This is a genomic window from Bacteroides sp. L10-4, from assembly GCF_013373675.1.
Taxonomy (GTDB): Bacteria; Bacteroidota; Bacteroidia; order Bacteroidales; family Bacteroidaceae; genus Bacteroides; species Bacteroides muris.
The window spans coordinates 34,737-53,441 of record NZ_JABXJH010000003.1; the positions used below are offsets into that span (position 1 = coordinate 34,737).

The 18,705-nt window shown below is 43.5% G+C and carries 22 protein-coding genes; 13 read left to right on the forward strand and 9 right to left on the reverse strand.

Annotated elements, in window-relative coordinates:
* Positions 1-9: 9 nt before the first annotated feature.
* On the reverse strand, positions 10-303 hold the full coding sequence (locus HU824_RS01910; RefSeq protein WP_136008673.1) for a hypothetical protein: 294 nt from the start codon (positions 301-303) through the stop codon (positions 10-12).
* A gap of 70 nt (positions 304-373) precedes the next feature.
* Here HU824_RS01910 and rfaE2 point away from each other — a divergent pair, with 70 nt between their 5' ends.
* Positions 374-868, forward strand: a complete 495-nt coding sequence (gene rfaE2, locus HU824_RS01915) for a D-glycero-beta-D-manno-heptose 1-phosphate adenylyltransferase (protein ID WP_246866849.1) — start codon at positions 374-376, stop codon at positions 866-868.
* Here rfaE2 and HU824_RS01920 read toward each other — a convergent pair.
* Positions 849-1,847: a glycosyltransferase family 9 protein gene (locus tag HU824_RS01920; RefSeq protein ID WP_136008674.1), complete on the reverse strand. Its 999-nt coding sequence runs from the start codon at positions 1,845-1,847 to the stop codon at positions 849-851. The genes rfaE2 and HU824_RS01920 overlap by 20 nt on opposite strands.
* 295 nt (positions 1,848-2,142) lie before the next feature.
* On the opposite strand from HU824_RS01920, the gene HU824_RS01925 reads away from it, so the two are divergent.
* The 3 genes from HU824_RS01925 to HU824_RS01935 all read left to right on the forward strand — a co-directional run bounded on the left by HU824_RS01925 (position 2,143) and on the right by HU824_RS01935 (position 3,934).
* Positions 2,143-3,051 (forward strand): glycosyltransferase family 2 protein, encoded by a 909-nt coding sequence (locus HU824_RS01925; RefSeq protein WP_136008675.1) that lies wholly within the window; start codon positions 2,143-2,145, stop codon positions 3,049-3,051.
* Between the two features lie 218 nt (positions 3,052-3,269).
* The gene (locus tag HU824_RS01930; RefSeq protein WP_136008676.1) at positions 3,270-3,584 is read left to right on the forward strand and encodes a type II toxin-antitoxin system RelE/ParE family toxin; all 315 of its coding nucleotides are present in this window, start codon (positions 3,270-3,272) and stop codon (positions 3,582-3,584) included.
* A gap of 5 nt (positions 3,585-3,589) precedes the next feature.
* Complete coding sequence (locus HU824_RS01935) at positions 3,590-3,934, forward strand: HigA family addiction module antitoxin (RefSeq protein WP_136008677.1); 345 nt, start codon at positions 3,590-3,592, stop codon at positions 3,932-3,934.
* A 49-nt stretch (positions 3,935-3,983) separates the two neighbouring features.
* Here HU824_RS01935 and HU824_RS01940 read toward each other — a convergent pair whose 3' ends face one another.
* The 4 genes from HU824_RS01940 to HU824_RS01955 are packed head-to-tail and all read right to left on the reverse strand — an operon-like array spanning position 3,984 to position 7,731.
* On the reverse strand, positions 3,984-4,799 hold the full coding sequence (locus tag HU824_RS01940; RefSeq protein WP_176467900.1) for a phosphorylcholine transferase LicD: 816 nt from the start codon (positions 4,797-4,799) through the stop codon (positions 3,984-3,986).
* A 17-nt stretch (positions 4,800-4,816) separates the two neighbouring features.
* Positions 4,817-5,548, reverse strand: a complete 732-nt coding sequence (locus HU824_RS01945; RefSeq protein WP_176467901.1) for an NTP transferase domain-containing protein — start codon at positions 5,546-5,548, stop codon at positions 4,817-4,819.
* Complete coding sequence (locus HU824_RS01950; RefSeq protein ID WP_009037401.1) at positions 5,545-6,582, reverse strand: histidinol-phosphate transaminase; 1,038 nt, start codon at positions 6,580-6,582, stop codon at positions 5,545-5,547. The genes HU824_RS01945 and HU824_RS01950 overlap by 4 nt, the downstream gene beginning before the upstream one ends.
* Positions 6,583-6,585: 3 nt before the next feature.
* Positions 6,586-7,731 carry a glycosyltransferase family 1 protein gene (locus tag HU824_RS01955; protein ID WP_176467902.1) on the reverse strand — a complete coding sequence of 382 codons (1,146 nt, stop codon included), beginning with the start codon at positions 7,729-7,731 and terminating at the stop codon, positions 6,586-6,588.
* A gap of 180 nt (positions 7,732-7,911) precedes the next feature.
* On the opposite strand from HU824_RS01955, the gene HU824_RS01960 reads away from it, so the two are divergent.
* The gene (locus HU824_RS01960) at positions 7,912-8,727 is read left to right on the forward strand and encodes an FkbM family methyltransferase (protein WP_176467903.1); all 816 of its coding nucleotides are present in this window, start codon (positions 7,912-7,914) and stop codon (positions 8,725-8,727) included.
* Positions 8,728-8,796: 69 nt separating this feature from the next.
* On the opposite strand, the gene HU824_RS01965 is transcribed toward HU824_RS01960, so the two are convergent.
* The gene (locus tag HU824_RS01965; RefSeq protein WP_176467904.1) at positions 8,797-9,600 is read right to left on the reverse strand and encodes a hypothetical protein; all 804 of its coding nucleotides are present in this window, start codon (positions 9,598-9,600) and stop codon (positions 8,797-8,799) included.
* Between the two features lie 487 nt (positions 9,601-10,087).
* Between HU824_RS01965 and HU824_RS01970 the strand changes: the two genes are divergently transcribed.
* Together HU824_RS01970 and pdxB are read left to right on the forward strand one after the other, a co-directional pair.
* Positions 10,088-10,285 (forward strand): hypothetical protein, encoded by a 198-nt coding sequence (locus tag HU824_RS01970; protein ID WP_255260438.1) that lies wholly within the window; start codon positions 10,088-10,090, stop codon positions 10,283-10,285.
* Positions 10,286-10,348: 63 nt separating this feature from the next.
* Entirely contained in the window at positions 10,349-11,392 is a 1,044-nt protein-coding gene (gene pdxB, locus HU824_RS01975; RefSeq protein WP_176467905.1) for a 4-phosphoerythronate dehydrogenase PdxB, read from the forward strand.
* A 97-nt stretch (positions 11,393-11,489) separates the two neighbouring features.
* Here the strand turns inward: pdxB and purN are convergent, their stop codons facing one another.
* Entirely contained in the window at positions 11,490-12,053 is a 564-nt protein-coding gene (gene purN / locus HU824_RS01980; RefSeq protein WP_176467906.1) for a phosphoribosylglycinamide formyltransferase, read from the reverse strand.
* 149 nt (positions 12,054-12,202) lie between these two features.
* Between purN and HU824_RS01985 the strand changes: the two genes are divergently transcribed.
* From HU824_RS01985 to HU824_RS02005, 5 genes are all read left to right on the forward strand, one after another.
* Complete coding sequence (locus tag HU824_RS01985) at positions 12,203-12,439, forward strand: acyl carrier protein (RefSeq protein ID WP_004291965.1); 237 nt, start codon at positions 12,203-12,205, stop codon at positions 12,437-12,439.
* Between the two features lie 21 nt (positions 12,440-12,460).
* Entirely contained in the window at positions 12,461-13,726 is a 1,266-nt protein-coding gene (fabF, locus tag HU824_RS01990) for a beta-ketoacyl-ACP synthase II (RefSeq protein ID WP_176467907.1), read from the forward strand.
* Between the two features lie 7 nt (positions 13,727-13,733).
* Positions 13,734-14,576 carry a ribonuclease III gene (gene rnc / locus HU824_RS01995; RefSeq protein WP_246866850.1) on the forward strand — a complete coding sequence of 281 codons (843 nt, stop codon included), beginning with the start codon at positions 13,734-13,736 and terminating at the stop codon, positions 14,574-14,576.
* 286 nt (positions 14,577-14,862) lie between these two features.
* Positions 14,863-15,597 (forward strand): hypothetical protein, encoded by a 735-nt coding sequence (locus tag HU824_RS02000; protein WP_136008686.1) that lies wholly within the window; start codon positions 14,863-14,865, stop codon positions 15,595-15,597.
* Entirely contained in the window at positions 15,594-15,977 is a 384-nt protein-coding gene (locus tag HU824_RS02005) for a hypothetical protein (RefSeq protein WP_176467908.1), read from the forward strand. Before HU824_RS02000 ends, HU824_RS02005 begins: the two co-directional genes overlap by 4 nt.
* A 78-nt stretch (positions 15,978-16,055) precedes the next feature.
* Here HU824_RS02005 and HU824_RS02010 read toward each other — a convergent pair whose 3' ends face one another.
* Positions 16,056-17,066, reverse strand: coding sequence for an ATP-dependent 6-phosphofructokinase (locus HU824_RS02010; protein WP_176467909.1), 1,011 nt, complete (start codon positions 17,064-17,066; stop codon positions 16,056-16,058).
* Between the two features lie 122 nt (positions 17,067-17,188).
* On the opposite strand from HU824_RS02010, the gene HU824_RS02015 reads away from it, so the two are divergent.
* Complete coding sequence (locus HU824_RS02015; protein ID WP_176467910.1) at positions 17,189-18,700, forward strand: GH3 auxin-responsive promoter family protein; 1,512 nt, start codon at positions 17,189-17,191, stop codon at positions 18,698-18,700.
* Positions 18,701-18,705 lie beyond the last annotated feature (5 nt).

An 18,705-nucleotide genomic window follows, 5' to 3' on the forward strand; every position in this document is an offset into this window, starting at 1 on the left:
TGATATTCATCACTTCATACATTTAATCAGGTCCTTCAATTCTGAAGAGGAGATTCCTTCCGTACGGGCCATGACAACCACTTCTTTGTCATTCTCGCCACAATAATCCACTACGCGCTGAAATCCCGCATGAGACTGGTCGGGGCCTTTGGCAAACAGGTCGAAATCCACTTCATCCACAATATCACCCACGTTTCGATAGACCACCACTTCATCTACATAGCGGATAGCACTAACCATATAGCATCGTTCTTCTGTTGAATATACCAGACTGGCATCCGGTATCCCTATTGCAGATGCCATTTATCTTGCCAATAAAGCGGCCGGCATTGTAGTCGGGAAAATAGGCACCAGCCCCATTCTGTTCAAAGAGTTGCAGGACGAGCTACAAATCGGGAAACCGGCCAGCAAACTTATTCCTATTCCCCAACTTGCAGATACTATAAAACAACTGCGTGCGCAGGAGCGCAAAATCGTATTCACAAACGGCTGCTTCGACATTCTGCACAAAGGACACGTGTGCTATCTGGAAAAGGCCAAAAGACTGGGGGACGTACTTATCGTAGGATTGAATTCGGACAGCTCGGTAAAACGTCTGAAAGGGGAATCGCGCCCCATCAATGATGAAAACGCCCGCTCCACAGTCCTGGCAGCCTTGGAAGCAGTGGACTACGTAGTGATTTTTACGGAAGACACCCCTCTGAATCTCATCAAGACAGTTGCACCGGACGTGTTGGTAAAAGGTGGCGACTATGCCATAGAAAACATTGTAGGCAGGGAGTACGCCCAAGAAACAGTAACTATCCCTTTCGTAGACGGTTATTCCACTACAAAGACTATAGGCGCCATCAACCAAGAGAAGCAATAATCTTTTCAGCGACTTGTTGGGGGGTAATATCCACCATACACTTCTGATAAACAGCCAGCTTGCATTTACCCCGTCCGTCTTTGGTGCACGGACGGCAAGGCAGGGCTGTTTCGAGTATTTCCACCGTAGGTCCCGTAGGGAAACCGAAGGCCGTAGGTCCCATCAAGGCAAAAGCAGGAACACGGAACAAATCAGCGGCATGCATAAAACCCGTATCAGCGCTGATTACCAGATTGGAACGCAACACTATGTAAGAAGACTCCATCAATGAGGTTTGCCCCGCAAGGTTAACTACCCGTTCCGGTGCAGCACTTCTGATTTCCTCACAGAAAGTATCCTTCGGACCAGCCAGAATAACAAATTTATACTCAGGAAGAAGGGCAACCAATTCTTTCCAATAGGAAACGGGCCAGCGTTTCATTTCCCAGTTGGCAGACGGCACCAGCGTAATCATATCTTTGGTTACAAAGTTCTCATACTTGCTACGTATTTCATCCGGGAAATGCCAGTCGTGATAGTTGTCCGGAAAATGCGTAATTCCCCATTTCTTCAATGGTTTCTGAAAAGACACCATCCCCCTGAAAGGCTTGTCGAAATGATTGATTCCCAGTTTAAACAACAAAAAGCGTTTGCCTCTCTCTTTGCTCCGCAAAGCAACATAAGGTTTCACAAAAGGCAATGGAGACAATATCAGCTTCAATATGTTGGAACGGATATTACTATGAGCGTCATAAATGTAGTCGAAATGCTCTTTTCTCAAATCAGCCGCCATTTTCAACAACCCGGCAAGTCCGGTCTCCTTGTCAAACGCCCAGATTTTATCAATCCTGCCATCCATCGACAAGGTTCCCACCATATCTTTCCGGGTAATCCAATGGATTTCCACATCTGCAAATCGTTCACGTATTCCGCCAATAACCCCCATGCACTGGATAATATCGCCTATGGAACTGAAACGGATAATTAAGAATTTGGTCATAACAAATTAATTAGAAATGCTGATTCGGCACAAAAGTAATAACTTAATTCAAGTTTCGCAAATAGCGATATAGGCTAATCATATAATACAGAACATCAGCCAACATAAAACGCAAGCATAAAAATTCAATTCAAATCCAGACTATTTTAAAAGTATTATATATTACTCTTAAAACAGTATATTTCAAACTAATATTGTTTTCGTATATTATAAAATATAAATGTTTTCAAGTAATTATAATCAAAAACTCCATTTATATAAATATCTTTGTGTTCATTTTCTCAATCAACAAAAGATGGCAGCTATAAAATCCAAAGACAGACTATTTTCAATCGTTATACCTACATGGAATAACCTTGCTTTCCTAAAACTATGCATACAAAGCATCCAAAGAAACTCTTATTACAATCACCAAATCATTGTACACGTAAACGACGGAAGTGATGGGACTTTAGAGTGGATAAAAAAAGAAGAAATTGATTACACACATTCTGAACAGAATGTCGGAGTATGTTTTGCTATGAATATGATGCGCACTAAAGTCAAAACTGATTATATTCTATTTTTGAATGATGATATGTATGTACTCCCTTTTTGGGACAAGGTTCTTTATGACGAAATAGAAAAGCTGCCTGATAATTATTTCTTTCTTTCAGCTACATCAATACAGCCACACACACAAAGCGCATCAACCATCTTGGCCAATTATGGAGACAGTATCGAAACTTTTCAAGAAGATAAATTACTGAAAGAATACATGAGCTACCCAATAAACGACTGGATGGGGGCTACCATTCCTCCCAATATCGTACACCGAGACATTTGGGATTTAGTGGGCGGTTATAGTATAGAATACTCACCCGGAATGTACAGCGACCCAGATTTCACCGCAAAATTATATATGTGTGGAGTCAGATTCATGAAAGGGCTACAAGCCAGCCGTATCTATCATTTTGAAACAAAATCGACTACCCGCATACGCAAGAATTGTGGTCAAATGCAATTTCTATTAAAATGGGGCATGACTTCATCCACATTCCGCAAAGTTTTCACTTACAAAGGAGAAGATTTCAATTCCCAAAAGATAGGAACTTTTAAAACGGGAAATAGATTCAACATAAGTCTAATACGCAGCCGCCTAAAAGGCGTATTTTATTTATTAACCAAAGATTTCGGTCCCTTATGGAAATTTTGGAAAATGTAAGGATATTCAGTAAATGTCCCTGTTGAAAGACACAAAAGAAGTCTGCCATTGATGTAATGTTATCAAGGACAGGCTATTTGCGCTATTTTAATGTTTTAATTGATATTATTAGTGCCCGTTAAAATCGGGGCACTAATGATTATGAGCGATTTTGCATTCGCTTTTTTTGCGAACATATCGAATAAAAGTTATACCTTTGCATAGTAATACAACATATAATGGAAATCAATTTCAACGAGGAATATTTGCAACGGTTATATACCGAAGGCGTATCTGACAAGAAGCACCGATACCAACCTCAGATAATCCGCAAATATATCCGTGTCATAGACCTGATGGTGGAATTGCCGAATGTCCTTTCTCTTTTGAATTACAATTCATTGAACTACGAGAAACTGAAAGGAGATAAAACCGGATTGTCATCGGTACGGGTAAATGACCAATATCGAATAGAGTTTGAGGAGCATATCAAGGACGGAGAAACCATTGCTACAATATGTGATATAACAGATTTGTCGAACCATTACAAATAAAAAATATGGATACAGATAAGAACATAAACAAAAGAATGTGCGCAAATAGGTTAACACCTGCTTATCCGACACATCCGGGGGAGATTTTAAAAGATGAAATCGAATGTCGAGGCATATCGCAGCGCAAACTGGCGACACAAATGGGTATGCAATATTCCGTATTGAACGAGATTCTCAACGCTCACCGTCCATTGACGGAAAAGACAGCGCTGCTATTTGAAGCGGCATTGAATGTCGATGCAGAGACGTTGATGCGCCTGCAACTGAAATACAATATGCTAACCACCCGGAAAGACAAATCATTCATGGAGAAGCTGGCGCAAGTCCGCAAAATTGCCGCTGTCTTATGATTTTAATCTCACAAAGTGATGTTGTATTAAAAGATGTTTTATCTGCAAATCATACTCCTTTGTATTCTCTGTAGGGCTTATCCAAATCAAGATAATGGAAATTATGCTGTCTCTGCCCGCTTTGTTTCGGTATTACCATGTAGTCTCCATATTTCCGGGTCAGATAGGCATCATAATCCTGTACTCCCCATACTGTTTCGTCCTCAAACAGGACGGGAGTCGGAGTTCCCAATTCTGTCTTGGGCATGATGCCGCGCATACCGTCGTCATAATCACAGACCAACGAAGACTTGTCAAAGTCATAGGCAGTCATCACATTCCGGATGCTTCTCTGTACGCCGGCAGTAGTAAAGAGCTTCCTGCACAACAACGGCAACCACGAGCCGGGACCTTTCCCATGCTTATAAGGGTCGCGGTAGATAAAGTAGAGTACCCGCTTGTAGAATTCATAGCGGGCAAAATGGATTCGCTGTTGCAGATTGCCCTGCGGCACACCGTCCAACGGGAACACATCCAAGTAGATACCTCCCAGGTATTTCAGGTGCATACGCTCGATAAGAGTCGTATCGGCATCTTGTATCTTGGCAAATGGCAACGGGTAATCGGGGTCGTTTTCGGCACAGACAGCCTCGTAAGGCCGGGGAAGCCACTCCTTGGAATGGGACATCAACAAATCATAATCTGCCCTCGGCATACCGATATCCAAATCGTCGTCCCAAGGGATGAATCCCTTATGACGGACTGCACCAAGCATAGTGCCCGCCATAATATAATAGCGCAAGCCATGCTCTTTACACACTTTATCCACAGCAAGCAATATCTTCAGAATGCAAAGCTGCAAAGGACGTATATCATAATCTGCCATAGAAGTCAGCCCATTAATTAATAAAGTTGTGAAGGAATCAACCGCTGTGCTTGCTCAAAGTCATTCACCGTATCAAGCTCCACTGAAAAATATTCGGTAGTATCGAGTGCATAGAAAGAGTGTCCTTGCGGTATGAGACGCTCAAAAGCACGCTCATAGAAGATGTTATCCAAACCTTCCTTTGTAATCATTACCTCCAGTTCCCGGAAAAGCGCCTCCGTATAGGCGGCAGACATCTTCTCGATGCCGATGGACTCTCCGATGGCTTGGGATATGGAGCAAGTCTTGCTGATTTCCAGCACTTTGTCCTCGGTATCCGCTATCACCTTGATTTCTTCCTCTCCCAGCGCATGACGGTTCAGAGCCAGCGCATCCGCTTGGGCATATCCAAGCAGCTTGGCAACGAGCTGTGGATCAAAGAGTATATCGCTGTCCAGCAGCAGGACTTCTTCTTTATCCGCATAGGGCCGTGTGAGCCATAAGGAGTAGATATTGTTGGTAGAAGCATAGGCTTCATTATAGATAAAGGTAACCTTCAATGCCGGATAGTGGGATTCGAGGAAATCCACAATCTGCTGTTGCCTGTATCCGGTGACGATGACAAACTCCCGAAAGCCATTCTGCAGCAAGGCATCAAAGGCTCTTTGCAGCAAGCAACGCTCTCCCACCTTCAGAAGGCACTTCGGGGTGGTATCAGTCAGCGGACGCAAACGCGAAGCTATCCCTGCAGCCAGTATAACCGCTTTCATTGTAATGCAATTTTTTTAATGGTGTCAATGACAATACGGTTCTGTTCAGGACGCCCCAATGTAATACGCAAATGGGTATTGATGTCTGGTTCATTCATGAACTTCACCTTATAATCCTCGTCGGCAAAAGCTTTCTGTAAGCGTTCTTTCAAGACAATCGGATATTTTATAAGGACAAAGTTCGCCACCGACTCATATACCTTGAAACCAGGCAACGTCCCTATCTCCGCTTCAAAGCAGGCACGACTCTCATTCATCAGCCGTGCTATATTCCGGTAATGCGCATCCGATTTCAGTGCGGCAATAGCAATATCCTCAGAGATACGGTTATAACCCAGATATTTGTTGCTGTATTTGCCAAAGCTGGCCAACTCCTTACTCATAAACCCAAACCCCATGCGCAATCCGGGCAATCCGTAGAACTTGGAAAGCGTGCGTGAAATAATCAGGTTGGGATATTTATCAACCAGCATTTTAATATAGTCCGTATCAGTAGATACGAAAGAGGCATAGGCTTCGTCCACCAAAACGATGGTTGTTACGGGCAACTCAGCCAACAAAGCGTCCAATTCTGCAGGGGTCAGACCGTTACCGGTGGGATTATTGGGCGAAGCGATTAACAGGACCTTGGGATTCTCACGCTGTACCATCTCTTTCATGGCAGCGAAATCATATTTAAAGGTATTGCCATCCTCATACAATGGATACTGCAACGTATGCCCGTCCACTTCATCAGCAATGGATTTATAGTACCACCACGAGAATTTAGGAATGAGCATCGTCTTGTTCCCATCCTCTTGGGTCAGGAAATAGTGGACTGCTTGTTTCAATATATCTTCTCCACCATAACCCAACAGCACCTGCGGCTCATCGATTCCGTAAGTCTCGGACAGATAAACGGACAGAATGCTCTTCTTGCCTTCGTCGTAGATACGGGTATAGAAACAGAGTTTGTTTATATCAAAATTCTTCAGAGCCTCCACCACCTCTTGCGAAGGTGCGTAGTTAAACTCATTGCGGTCCAAATAATTCATATCTTAGGTTTCTTTTGTTAATACTTTCCGATAACACTCCATCGTCTCGCGCGCCATCTGCTCTTGCGTGAAACGCTGTGCCCACTTCAGCCCCTCCTCAATCATGGTGGCACGCAAAGAAGGCTCTTGTGTACGGGCAATCGCCGCCGCCAATCCCTCCACATCATGGGGACTCACATACAATGAATGCTTTCCCCCGGCTTCTTCAAGACAAGAACCGGTTGCTGCAACCACCGGAATGCCGGAATACAAAGCCTCAAGAATAGGAATGCCGAAGCCTTCGTAAACAGATGGGTATACAAAAGTCTCGGCCGACTGATAAATGGCAGGTAAATCGTCTGAAGGGATGCCGTGCAGGAAATGTACCCGGTCCTGCAATCCGGCTTTTGCCATAAACTCTTTCAGCTGATGGATATAGGCCGTGGGTCTCCCTACCAGAACCAAATGCAGTTCATCGGGCAGATATTCCAAGGCTTGCACAATGGCCAGTGTATTCTTACGTTCTTCGATGGTGCCCACCGACAAGACATAGCGTTCGGGCAACCGGTAGTTCCGCTTCACTTCCCTGCGTTTCTCTTCATCGGCATGGCAGGCATACAACGGGTTGCATCCCTGATAGATGACGGAAATCCGGTCAGCCGGAATCCCGTAATAATGCACGATATCACGCTTGGTACACTCGCTCACGGCGATAATGTGGTCGGCATGCTTGCATGCATAACGGCATTTATAGTTGTAAATAAAGCGGTCAATCAACGAAAAGCAGTGTGAGAGTCTCAGGAAAATAAGGTCGTGGACGGTAACCACGCTCTTCACCTCCTGCACTTTGTGGATGGTCAACGGAAGTTCATTGCTCAGTCCGTGAAACAGTTGTATCTTATCCCGTTTCAACGTCCTGCGTATGCCTCCCACACGCCACAACGAAGTCATTCCTCTCCAGAGCCAATAAGACGGATAATGTACCGATACCGTTCCCCGGCTTTCGGCCACCATCGACGAGAGTTGCTGATTTTCACGGTGTACCGGAGCATACAGCCAATACTCGTTTTCCGGAGCAAAGGCTGACAATGACTGCACCACATACCGGCTGTAATTGCCTAATCCCGTAAAATTCTGCACAGCCCGTTTTCCGTCGTATCCTATTCTCATCTCTAAAAAAGTTTCAGCTGCAAATGTACAAGATAATCCTCATATAGCAACTTATCAGCCTATTCTTTTTAATTAAAATGACAAATTTGCTCCGGAATAAATAAATAAGATGGGAAATATTTGCCCATCTCCCGAAAAAAGGCAAACTTTGCCACTTATAATCCAATTTATCCCTTCATTATGAATACATTAAAAAGCACTTTTAAGAAATTTATTTATGGAACAATACCTTATTGTTTTTGCAAACTCTTCCATGCAGACTCTCCCAACCTTAAATACTACCAATATATAAAGTCAAACGGCTACGCACGACATTTGTTTGAATTCAAAGAAGAATATGAACAAATGAGATTTCCCGTACAAGAAGATAAAGAAAAAAAAATGCATTACGTCCTAAACAAGCAAGGACACCGTTTATACTTCAAAAAGAATATCCCAGTGGAAAAGATTGAAAAATGCTATCGTGTATTGACCATGGAGCAAGATTTACGTTCTCCACACCACTACCTTGACAGTATAGAGGAAGTAAAAGGGAAAACATTTGTCGATGTCGGAAGTGCAGAAGGATTTACTTCACTCGAAGTCATTGAAAAAGCTTCCCATATATACCTTTTTGAGCAAGATACATTATGGATAGAAGCATTAAATGCAACCTTTGAACCTTGGAAAGACAAAGTAAGTATCATACCCAAATATGTAAGTAATAATAATTCAGAACAAGAAATAACCCTTGATACTTTTTTTCAAGATAAAGATAAAAAACAGCTTTTTATTAAAATGGATATTGAAGGAGCTGAACGGTACGCCCTGCAAGGAAGCAAGAATTTGTTCGAAAATTGTAATTTACAGTTTGCCATTTGCACTTATCATGGAAATGACAACATCGTTGTCCCCAATATTTTAAGAGAATACGGTTGCAAATTCACAGAACAATTCGGTTTTTTTCGCCATCAATTGCGTAGCGTAGTTGCACGAGGAAGCAGCAAATCATTATAGTCTATTTTTCTCTAACCATTCAATTCTTTCAAAATTGAATGGTTAGAGAAAAAATACATTCAATTGTATTTAATAATATGATATTGTGAAAGAGCTTGTCAAATCATTGAATCCAAAACTACTAAAATAATCTCTTTCTGAATATGTTTTCTTCACGGTAACATCATCAAAAGTCAAAGTTTTTCCGGTAAAATCACCATCATAGAATGTAACTCTTACGCTCTTATATTGGCCCGACTGACACCCCATAGAATTAGTCATATGCACTTCTCCCCACATCTGACAAGAAGAGATATTATTATTAAATCCTATTCTAGTCATGTAAGCTTCATTAAATCCTGCAGGAGCAGGAGACTGATTTCCTTGTATACCATTTGAATAAAAATGTGTATACTTTCCACCTTTCTTACGTCCCTTAGCATGTTCCCAAAGTCGCAATTCAAAATTTCTTATATATGAGCCATCGGGAGCAAACTCCGCCCTTGTAAGAGGATACTGCCTTCTCAATTCATAGGCATAATCCAATTCTTCTTTAGAGTCATAGAATTCAACAGAAAAGTCCGGCTTTATTTCTATAGCTACATTAGGAATATTATTTAATTTATCAAAAATACTTCTGATGCTTTCATCCTTTATTTGAAACCCATCACCAAACACGCAATCAGAAACATAAGTTTCTCCCTTATAAGTAAACTTAAGTACACCAATAACATTTTCATCTCCTAAATCATCTGATTCAGAAGTTACTTTTCCAGCAATCACATCATAATTAGCCAACTCAGCAAAGTTGTTTTCTAACAAGTCATTATCTTGATTGCAAGAGAACAACCATAGAGGAAGCATTACAAGCACAATAAATTCTTTCCTTTTCATAACATTTAATTTTAAGATATTAATAATATTTTGTAAATATAACCAATTTTACAGAATAAGCAAAAGGTATCATCCACTTTTTTTAAAATGCATCAACAACTATTACTGAATTTCAATAATCTAAAAATTCATTCACATAATTCCATCTTCAAGGAATTAGTAACCTCTTTCGTAAACTTGTTAACTAAAATCTTATTAACTGACAAATTCAACAATGTACAAAACTTGAAATGAGAATCACTTGCCGTCTGTTACAAAAACCAAGTACGGAGTCGGGCACATCCCCATTGCCCAATCCGTACTGGCCCATTGCTTTATCCTTCAAACACCTTATCTCCTTCCCGAAAACTACTTTATTCATCATCGGCCCACTGTTATGAACCAATTCAACCACACTAGTGAGCTGTTTAGTTCACTCAAGTGAACATCACGGCTCACTAACGTGGGCTGCTGAAGAATCCAAAAGTAAAACGAAAGAATGAAAAGGATGCAACAGAAGAAAGAAGGATGCGGAACGGAAGAAAACACGGGTGAGAGCAAAATTTACCCTCACCCTTTTCAATTGCTCTCACCCACCCCTGCAATGCCGATGAATAGGGAAGTTGAAGAAAAGAGTGAGAGCGGTGAGGGCAGAAATGCAAACTTAAAACGGAAAGAGCCAAATTATTTTCCGGGCATTACTTAGCCACTTTGACGGATTAGTCGTATCTTCGCACGATGGAAAATCGTCGAAAAGAACAGCAGCATTATGAGAGTCATTGTTGACAACAAAATACCTTTCATTAAAGAAGCCATCGAAAAAATAGCCGACAGCGTGATTTATACTTCCGGCAGTGACTTCACTCCGGAGTTGGTAAAAGATGCCGATGCACTGATTATACGTACCCGCACCCGCTGCAACAAGGAATTGCTGGAAGGCAGTAAAGTCCGCTTCATTGCCACCGCTACCATAGGCTTCGACCATATAGATACGGAATATTGCCGTGAAGCAGGCATCGCTTGGACCAACGCCCCCGGATGTAATTCTGCATCCGTAGCCCAATACGTGCAATCAGCTCTGCTGTTACTGCAACAGCTCAAAGGAGTACAACTGTCCGAATTGACATTAGGCATCATCGGCGTAGGCAATGTGGGTAGCAAAATAGCCCAAGTAGGGCAAGAACTGGGCATGCGCGTCCTGAAGAATGACCTGCCCCGGCAAGACAAGGAAGGAGAGGGCGATTTCAGTTCCTTGCAAGCACTCGCAGCAGAATGTGATATCCTCACCTTCCACGTACCTTTATATAAGGAAGGGCCATACAAGACATTACATCTGGCAGACCATACTTTCTTCCGGTCATTAAAACGCTGTCCCGTCATTATCAATACCTCACGTGGAGAGGTGATTGAAACCAATGCGCTCCTGAATGCCTTAGAAGACGGACTGATTTCCGATGCCATCATTGATGTATGGGAGAATGAGCCTGATATCAATCTTACCTTATTAAATAGAGTGTTCCTTGGAACTCCCCATATAGCCGGTTATTCAGCCGACGGAAAAGCCAATGCCACCCGTATGTCCCTGGATGCCCTTTGCCGTTTCTTTCACATCAAAGCCGACTACCGCATCGCTCCCCCCCAACCCCGGAACCCGATTATTACCGCCGGCAGCCCGGCAGAAGCATATCTGCAAATGTATGACCCGAGAAGGGACAGCGAAGCACTGAAAACACATCCCGAACAATTTGAAAAATTGCGGGGAGACTACCCGCTACGAAGAGAAAAAGATGCTTACACTTATATCCCAAGGTAGCACATACATTTAGAGATGCAACCCGCTCTTACCATTACCGTACCACGCACTATGATTTTGCACCAACTTTAATGAATAAAGCGCTGGTAGACAGATTTTACACCAACCTCTCTATCACCTTCGGATAGTATTCATACTCCAGCCGGTGGATGCGCTGCGCCAGCTCCTCCGGCGTATCGCCCGGCAGGACGGGACACTTCTGCTGGCAGATAATGCCACCTTCGTCATAATGCTCATTCGTATAATGGATGGTAATACCGCTTTCCTTTTCGCCGGAAGCAATCACCGCCTCGTGCACACGGTCGCCGTACATTCCCTTTCCACCGAACTTGGGCAACAGCGAAGGATGTATATTTATCATTTTATTGGGATAAGCATGCAGAATATTGTCCGGCACACGTGCCAGGAATCCTGCCAATACCACAAAATCAATATCATACTCGCGAAGCGTCGACAAAACAAGCTCTCCACTTTCCCAATCGCTCTTGGCAAACCAGACACAAGGCACTCCCAAACGCTTTGCACGCTCTAAAACGAACGCATTCTGCCGGTTAGTCAGAACCAGAGCCACACGTGCCGAACCTTTTTCCCGGAAATAACGGATAATATTCTCGGCATTCGTACCACTTCCCGACGCTAAAACCGCGATATTTCTTCTCATAACCCCTCCAAATGCTGCACAAAACCGTGAAAAATGTGCAAAAAGATGTATTTAATTCATCAAATATTTGCGCGGAATGATAAATATTCATTCCTTTGCACCGCAAATTTAAAGAAATAAAACTAATTATTAATTAAAAACTTAAAGTTATGTCTGAAATTGCATCAAGAGTGAAAGCGATTATTGTCGATAAATTGGGCGTAGAAGAATCAGAAGTTACTAACGAAGCTAGCTTCACCAACGACCTGGGAGCTGATTCTCTTGACACTGTAGAACTTATCATGGAATTCGAAAAAGAATTCGGTATCTCTATCCCCGACGACCAGGCTGAAAAGATTGGTACTGTAGGTGATGCTGTATCTTATATCGAAGAACACGCTAAGTAATCTTATCCATTCGTTTATAACATGGAATTAAAAAGAGTTGTAGTAACAGGTCTTGGCGCCATTACTCCCATTGGCAACAGCGTTCCCGAATTCTGGGAAAACCTTGTGAATGGGGTTAGTGGAGCAGGACTTATTACTCATTTCGATGCATCACTTTTCAAGACTCAGTTTGCATGCGAGGTGAAAGGCTTCGATGCTACCAAATATATGGACCGCAAAGAGGCCCGCAAGATGGACTTGTATACACAATATGCCATTGCAGTAGCCAAAGAAGCGGTAGGTGACTCTGGGCTTGACGTCGAAAATGAGGATTTAAACAGAATCGGTGTCATCTTCGGCGCCGGTATCGGTGGTATCCGTACATTCGAAGAAGAAGCAGGCAACTATGCCTTGAACGGCAAGGAAATGGGTCCCAAGTTCAATCCGTTCTTCATCCCCAAGATGATTTCGGACATTGCTGCCGGACAGATTTCCATCATGTACGGTTTCCATGGTCCCAACTACGCGACTTGTTCTGCATGCGCCACTTCTACAAATGCCATTGCCGATGCATTCAACCTCATCCGTCTGGGTAAGGCCAATGCCATCGTCACCGGTGGTTCGGAAGCAGCCATCGCTGCTTGCGGTGTAGGCGGTTTCAACGCCATGCATGCATTGTCAACCCGCAACGATTCTCCCGAAACCGCATCCCGTCCGTTCAGCGCAAGTCGCGACGGATTCATCATGGGTGAAGGTGGTGGTTGTCTCGTTCTCGAGGAACTGGAACACGCCAAGGCACGCGGTGCCAAAATCTATGCGGAAGTTGCCGGCGTAGGAATGTCTGCCGACGCTCATCACCTGACAGCCTCTCATCCCGAAGGTTTGGGAGCCAAATTAGTGATGCGCAATGCATTGGAAGATGCAGAAATGAAACCCGAAGAGGTAGATTATATCAATGTTCATGGTACATCTACTCCTGTAGGTGATATTTCGGAAGCAAAAGCAATCAAAGAGGTATTCGGACAACATGCGTATGAGTTGAACATCAGTTCGACAAAATCCATGACCGGTCACTTGCTGGGCGCTGCCGGCGCAATAGAATCCATTGCAAGCATCCTCGCCATCAAGAATGGCATTGTTCCTCCGACTATCAACCACGAAGAGGGTGATAATGACGAAAACATCGACTATGACCTGAACTTTACGTTCAACAAAGCACAAAAACGCGAAGTGAACGTAGCCTTGTCCAATACTTTTGGATTCGGTGGTCATAATGCGTGTGTCATATTTAAGAAATACGCAGAATAATAAGGTCGTGTTACGTAACCAAATAGACAAAATAAGGCTCTTGTTCCGCAAGGATAGAGAGTCTTATTTTTGTTTCTACAGAATTCTCGGCTTCTTCCCACGTGACATCAAGGTTTACCAGCAGGCTTTGCTGCATAAATCCATCTCCCTGCGTTCCGAAAAAGGACGCCCCGTTAATAACGAACGGCTTGAATTTTTGGGAGATGCCATCCTGGACGCTATTGTAGGAGACATTGTATACTGCCACTTTGAAGGACGCCGCGAGGGTTTCCTTACCAACACCCGCTCTAAAATTGTACAGCGCGAAACACTCAACAAACTGGCCGTGGAAATCGGACTGGACAAACTGGTGAAATACTCTACCCGCTCCTCGTCCCACAACAGTTACATGTACGGCAATGCATTCGAAGCCTTCATCGGCGCCATTTATCTGGACCAGGGCTACGACCGTTGCAAGCAGTTTATGGAAAAGAAGATTTTCCAAAACTACATCGACCTCGACAAGATGTCTCGCAAAGAGGTCAACTTCAAGTCAAAACTCATCGAATGGAGCCAGAAAAACAAAATGGAGGTGTCATTCGAGCTTATCGAGCAATTTATTGACGAAGAGCACAATCCTATGTTCCACACCGAAGTCCGCATCGAAGGGCTCTCGGCAGGTACAGGTACAGGCTATTCCAAAAAAGAGTCACAACAGAATGCCGCACAGATAGCATTGAAGAAACTCAAAGAAGACGAGGCTTTCAAGGAGGAGATTCTGACTGCAAAGGAACGGAACCATACGGTGGAGAACACAACATCGCCTACTACAGAATCAGAAGATACTTCCGAATTACCTACGCACGAATAAAAAACGATTTGCGAAAACAAAAGACAGATCAGCCTAAATAGTGTTATTTTTTTTAAAAAAGACGTCATTGTTTGTATATTACATGTATTCTCCGTATATTGTAAGCAAATCATTAAGACATCAAATATTAACTTTAAATCCGAATAAAAACTATCACTATCAAATTGAAAGTTTCATTGATTTAAAAATTATAAGTCTGCAACGGGAAATTTTCTATTAAAATTCAAAATAGGCTTTTTTAATTGACAATTCTTTTTCTATTAATAAACTTAAAAAACAAAACATTATGAAAAGTAAAGCCTCCTTTTTGTTCATTTTATGCAGTTTCCTGTTCTCATGTTCAAACAACCTGAACATAAATGACGAGATTCAAGAGTACAAAACCTATGAAAAAGTAAACAGTTCAACGTTACAGCAACAAATATTGGATTATTTGGGGCAAAAAACTCTGACTAGAAACTCATCACCAACAACACCATTTGAGCCAACGGACATCTATGACATTACAACTCAAGAAATTGTATGTCCCAATCCAAATTCTGATGAAACCATGATAGTGGTTCGTAATGTTACAGATGCCAATAACATAATGGCATTCTACAAAAAGAACGATACTATTGAAAGTTGTTTGATTATAGAATATAATCAAACAGTAAGCACTACCAATGAAACATCATTCATATGTAAAGATCAGGATAATATTCCCATTTTCAAAGCAATAATCAACAACACCAATGAAACTTGTGAGGTTGTCGAAATCTATGAAGGCATTGAACTAATAAATACAAAAACGAAAAACTGGGGATGCAATTTGGCTTTAGGATTATCAGGTATAATATGGTCAACCGCCGCATCAACAGCCAGTATGGGAGTAGGAGTCGTTGTTGCTATTGGTTGGTTAGTTTTTCAAACATGGGCATGTGATGTTGCCACATCATCTACCACTGTTCCTGACGAGACGCCCGATACAGACGAAACAGTTCCTGTTTCTGAAGATTCCACAAATAGTACAGAGCCATGAATAAAAAATTAATCATCCCCCTGCTATCTTTTCTATTGGTCATTGCAGGATTCACTACACTCCTTTTGTGCCAAGAGTATAATTGGCTGTTTTCTTGTTCTATTGCTACTATGTTCACGATGAGCGGAAACCTTATCGGATTGTTTGTTTCCAAACGAATTTACGTAGCTAAACCGACCTTGAAAAGACTTGGAGGATGGCTTTTTCCGGCCATCCTATGCTCTATATTATGTCGTATTCTCATTACCGACATTGCTATCAGAAACATATCCATTGTGGCCATCAACATTGCTTTGGCTTTAAGCACAGTATTCTACATCATACATTCGGTAAAACATAAGCCGGATGATATAAAGGTAAAAGAAAGCCGACTCCTATAGAGCAGGAGCGGCACAATCTTTCAAGAAGCTTTCTTTAATAAAAGGGAGACCGTACTTTTAATAAAGGGAAGCCATACTTTATCCAAAGCAGATTCCCATTCTGCGTCCTTGCACCACCAAGTCATTGTCTGCTGTCACCAGCTTCAGCTTGCCGGCTATTTCCTCCAACGGCGCGGAAGAGATTTCATTGCCTTTCAGGGTAATCATCCGTCCGAACTGCCCGTTGGCAATGAGCTCCGTGGCGTGTCCTCCCATGCGGGTGGAAAGGTTACGGTCAAAAGGTGTGGGTGAGCCGCCACGCTGAATATAACCCAGCACAGTCTCACGGGTCTCAATACCCGTTTCATACTCTATCTCCTGAGCGATGTATTCGGCCGCACGCTTCCGCCCGTCCGTCTGTATGCCTTCGGCCACCACCACGATGGAGTAAGGCTTTCCTTTCTTCAGCCGATTCAGAATCGTTTCTCCTATGCGGTGAATATTATAGGGAATCTCCGGAATCAGAATCACGTCACCACCACCTGCCATACCGGAATATAAGGCTATCCAACCTGCCTTGTGCCCCATCACCTCAATCACCATCACCCGTTTGTGCGAACTGGCCGTACTGTGCAGCCGGTCGATGGCATCCGTAGCAATACTGACGGCAGAATCAAATCCAAAGGAGAAATCGGTTCCCCAGATATCGTTGTCTATGGTTTTAGGTACAGACACAATGTTCAGCCCCATAGCAGAAAGTTTGGCGGCTGTCTTCTGCGTACCGTTCCCACCGATGCAAACTACACAATCAAGTTCCATCTCTTTGATGTTCCGCACTATCAGTGCCGGTTTGTCCACGCCGGACATCACGCCGTTCTTCTTAAAGGGCTTCTCACGCGAAGTACCGAGCATCGTCCCTCCCAAGTTCAGCAAACCGGATAAGGATTTTTCGGTAAACGACTCCACATCCTTGGTCAGCAGCCCCTGAAAACCGCTGTGAATGCCAATTACTTCCATTCCATAATGGTTGATAGCTGTTTTACATACACCGCGAATGGTAGCGTTGATGCCGGGACAGTCGCCTCCTGAAGTCAAAATACCTATTCTCATGATATTTTTGTTTGAATTATTGTTCTATAGGTCCGTAAAGATAGAAAAAAAAGAGAAAAAAGATAGAGATGCCGATAAATAAGATTATTTTTGCGGTTTAAAATAAGATTTCACAAAGAACGATGAATATTACAAAGTTTCTGAATAAGGTATATTTTGCTCCCCGTCTGAAAGAAATCGAACAATACACCAGCCATGCAGGTGAATTGCAACAACTTGTACTGCAACGTCTCGTCCGAACAGCGGCAAACACGGAGTGGGGAAAGAAGCACGACTATGCCTCTATCCGTACTTATGAAGATTTCAAGAAGCGCCTTCCCATACAAACTTACGAAGAAGTAAAACCTTATGTAACCCGCCTGCGTGCCGGTGAGCAGAATCTGCTTTGGCCTTCGGAAATACGTTGGTTTGCCAAATCATCGGGTACCACCAACGACAAGAGTAAGTTCCTGCCCGTCAGCCGGGAGTCCTTGCACGATACGCATTACAAGGGAGGCCGGGATGCCGTTGCCATCTATCTGGGACAGAATCCTGAAAGTCGTTTCTTTTCCGGTAAAGGGCTTATCCTTGGAGGCAGCCACGCTCCCAACCTGAACACCAACCACAGTCTTGTAGGCGACCTCTCCGCCATCCTCATAGAAAATATCAACCCGCTGGTAAACTTTGTCCGCGTACCCCGCAAACAAACGGCCTTGATGGAGCACTTCGAGCCCAAAATGGAGGCTATAGCCCGCGAAACCATCCATGCAAATGTCAGCAACCTTTCCGGAGTACCGTCCTGGATGCTTGTACTCATCAAGCATATACTGGAAAAGACGGGAAAACAGAGCCTCGAGGAAATATGGCCCAACTTGGAGGTATTCTTCCACGGCGGCGTTGCCTTCACTCCCTACCGCGAGCAATACAAAGATGTCATCCGCAGCAGCAAGATGCATTATGTAGAGACTTACAACGCATCCGAAGGTTACTTCGGCACGCAGAACGACCCTGCAGACCCTTCTATGCTGTTGATGATCGACTACGGAATCTTCTACGAATTCATTCCCTTGGAAGATGTAGGCAAGGAGAATCCGAACACTTTCTGCCTCGAAGAGGTGGAACTGAACAAGAACTACGCCATGGTAATCTCCACTTCTGCCGGTTTGTGGCGATATATGATTGGGGATACGGTGAAGTTCACGTCGAAACATCCCTATAAGTTCGTCATCACCGGACGTACCAAGCACTTTATCAACGCGTTCGGCGAGGAGCTGATTGTGGATAATGCGGAAAGAGGACTTGCCAGGGCATGTGCCGAGACCGGTGCACAGGTAGTGGATTACTCTGCTGCTCCCGTGTTTATGGACAAGCATGCCAAATGCCGCCACCAGTGGCTGATAGAGTTTGCACAAATGCCGGACAGCCTGGAGAAGTTCGCCAAAGTATTGGACGACACCCTGAAAGAGGTGAACTCCGACTATGAAGCTAAAAGGCAGAATAACTTGGCGCTGCAACCACTGGAAGTCATCATTGCCCGTCCCAACCTTTTCCACGATTGGCTGGACAGCAAGGGAAAACTCGGCGGACAGCATAAAGTACCCCGGCTCAGCAATACAAGGGAGTATATAGAGGAGATGCTGAAGCTGAACGAATAACAAAA

Excerpts from the sequence above, each read along its gene's own strand:
- HU824_RS01940 (WP_176467900.1), bottom strand. The coding sequence starts at position 4,799 with ATGGCAGATTATGATATACGTCCTTTGCAGCTTTGCATTCTGAAGATA.
- HU824_RS01930 (WP_136008676.1), top strand. The coding sequence starts at position 3,270 with ATGGAAATCAATTTCAACGAGGAATATTTGCAACGGTTATATACCGAA.
- purN (WP_176467906.1), bottom strand. The coding sequence starts at position 12,053 with ATGAGAAGAAATATCGCGGTTTTAGCGTCGGGAAGTGGTACGAATGCC.
- HU824_RS01910 (WP_136008673.1), bottom strand. The coding sequence starts at position 303 with ATGGCATCTGCAATAGGGATACCGGATGCCAGTCTGGTATATTCAACA.
- fabF (WP_176467907.1), top strand. The coding sequence starts at position 12,461 with ATGGAATTAAAAAGAGTTGTAGTAACAGGTCTTGGCGCCATTACTCCC.
- HU824_RS01935 (WP_136008677.1), top strand. The coding sequence starts at position 3,590 with ATGGATACAGATAAGAACATAAACAAAAGAATGTGCGCAAATAGGTTA.
- HU824_RS01965 (WP_176467904.1), bottom strand. The coding sequence starts at position 9,600 with ATGAAAAGGAAAGAATTTATTGTGCTTGTAATGCTTCCTCTATGGTTG.
- HU824_RS02000 (WP_136008686.1), top strand. The coding sequence starts at position 14,863 with ATGAAAAGTAAAGCCTCCTTTTTGTTCATTTTATGCAGTTTCCTGTTC.
- HU824_RS01945 (WP_176467901.1), bottom strand. The coding sequence starts at position 5,548 with ATGAAAGCGGTTATACTGGCTGCAGGGATAGCTTCGCGTTTGCGTCCG.
- HU824_RS01955 (WP_176467902.1), bottom strand. The coding sequence starts at position 7,731 with ATGAGAATAGGATACGACGGAAAACGGGCTGTGCAGAATTTTACGGGA.
- HU824_RS02010 (WP_176467909.1), bottom strand. The coding sequence starts at position 17,066 with ATGAGAATAGGTATTTTGACTTCAGGAGGCGACTGTCCCGGCATCAAC.
- HU824_RS01925 (WP_136008675.1), top strand. The coding sequence starts at position 2,143 with ATGGCAGCTATAAAATCCAAAGACAGACTATTTTCAATCGTTATACCT.
- HU824_RS02005 (WP_176467908.1), top strand. The coding sequence starts at position 15,594 with ATGAATAAAAAATTAATCATCCCCCTGCTATCTTTTCTATTGGTCATT.
- HU824_RS02015 (WP_176467910.1), top strand. The coding sequence starts at position 17,189 with ATGAATATTACAAAGTTTCTGAATAAGGTATATTTTGCTCCCCGTCTG.
- pdxB (WP_176467905.1), top strand. The coding sequence starts at position 10,349 with ATGAGAGTCATTGTTGACAACAAAATACCTTTCATTAAAGAAGCCATC.
- HU824_RS01950 (WP_009037401.1), bottom strand. The coding sequence starts at position 6,582 with ATGAATTATTTGGACCGCAATGAGTTTAACTACGCACCTTCGCAAGAG.
- HU824_RS01970 (WP_255260438.1), top strand. The coding sequence starts at position 10,088 with ATGCAACAGAAGAAAGAAGGATGCGGAACGGAAGAAAACACGGGTGAG.
- HU824_RS01920 (WP_136008674.1), bottom strand. The coding sequence starts at position 1,847 with ATGACCAAATTCTTAATTATCCGTTTCAGTTCCATAGGCGATATTATC.
- HU824_RS01985 (WP_004291965.1), top strand. The coding sequence starts at position 12,203 with ATGTCTGAAATTGCATCAAGAGTGAAAGCGATTATTGTCGATAAATTG.
- HU824_RS01960 (WP_176467903.1), top strand. The coding sequence starts at position 7,912 with ATGAATACATTAAAAAGCACTTTTAAGAAATTTATTTATGGAACAATA.